At 46.8% G+C, this 1,168-nt stretch carries 2 protein-coding genes and 1 pseudogene; 1 reads left to right on the top strand and 2 read right to left on the bottom strand.

The window, feature by feature from the left end:
* Both B7Y67_RS18735 and B7Y67_RS18730 read right to left on the bottom strand, forming a co-directional pair.
* Window positions 1-554 (bottom strand): phospholipid carrier-dependent glycosyltransferase (locus B7Y67_RS18735; protein WP_293599923.1); only part of this gene is annotated, 554 nt, incomplete at its 3' end.
* Window positions 554-931: an Mth938-like domain-containing protein gene (locus B7Y67_RS18730; protein ID WP_215301444.1), complete on the bottom strand. Its 378-nt coding sequence runs from the start codon at window positions 929-931 to the stop codon at window positions 554-556. The genes B7Y67_RS18735 and B7Y67_RS18730, both read right to left, overlap by 1 nt.
* A gap of 79 nt (window positions 932-1,010) precedes the next feature.
* Here B7Y67_RS18730 and B7Y67_RS18725 point away from each other — a divergent pair.
* Window positions 1,011-1,168: pseudogene (locus tag B7Y67_RS18725) on the top strand (aminotransferase); the annotation flags it as partial.

Below are 1,168 nucleotides of genomic sequence, written 5' to 3'. Positions count from 1 at the left end.
GTTGCAAGAGCCATGAAGGCCCAGCAAGCCCACATCCATTTCCTAGTGTCACTCGAGTTATGAGAAGTTTGTGCCAATAAAAGACTGCAGAGGGCAGCAACTAAAAATGCTGACAATCCCATATCCAGCGAGTTGATGTGGCCACCAATCACCCACATTGGGCTCGATGCTAAAGCGATAGCAGCTAACCAACCTGCTCGTGCGCTATAGATCCGTGCCCCCGTAAATCCAATAAATACAATCGTTAGAAAACCAGTCAGCGCAGTCCATAAGCGCGCCTGCCAATCACCGATGCCAAAAAGATTAAAGGCGGTAGCGGTAGCCCAAATTTGTAATGGGGGTTTTTCAAAATACTTGTAGCCGTTATAGCGAGGAGTAACCCAATCTCCAGTGACAAGCATCTCACGAGCAATCTCGGCGTAACGCCCTTCGTCAGATGGAATGAGATGACGATAGTTCAAGGTCCCAAACCATAGCAAGGCATACACAAGAACCAGTATCAAAATAGATACTGGGTTTAGGGTGCTGGATTGCCGCACTTGGCCAAACTGCATTAGATAGGTTCCACAATGAGGGCAAGTAACACCTGGCGACCTTCGCCAACAAGAATGTTGTAAGTTCTACAAGCCGCTTGAGAATCCATAACTTCAAAGCCAAGCTTAGCCTCTATGAGGGTTTTTAAAAGCTCAGGCTTCGGGAAGCGCTGGCGTTTGCCAGTACCAATAATGATTAATTCGGGCTTGAGAGAGGCCATTTTGGCGAAATCAGCAGGACTTAGCTCCTCAAAGGAGCCCACTGACCACTCAAGGATTTCACCATCCGAGCTCAATAAAACCGCGTGACTGTAGGGGATCTTATTGATCTCGATGTAGCCATCGCCGTAACCGGTGATCGTATTGGCTCCGGAATGGGGGTCAGATTGAAGCTTCACATGGACTCTCTGTCATAATTATGAGGATTATAGCTAGCTGTTTTTTCCTAGTTTTCAAGAACTTACCCTTTAATTTATTGTGAAACCGATCCTAAAGTCCGAAAAACTCAATCACGTCTGCTATGACATTCGTGGGCCCGTGCTGGAGCTTGCTCAGCGCATGGAGGAGGAGGGTCACAAAATTATCAAATTAAACATCGGTAATGTAGGTGTTTTTGGCTTTGATCCCCCAGAAGA

It is taken from the genome of Polynucleobacter sp. 35-46-11 (assembly GCF_002281105.1).
Note: the sequence above shows the minus strand (reverse complement) of the source record. Positions and strands in the feature narration are given on the sequence as shown.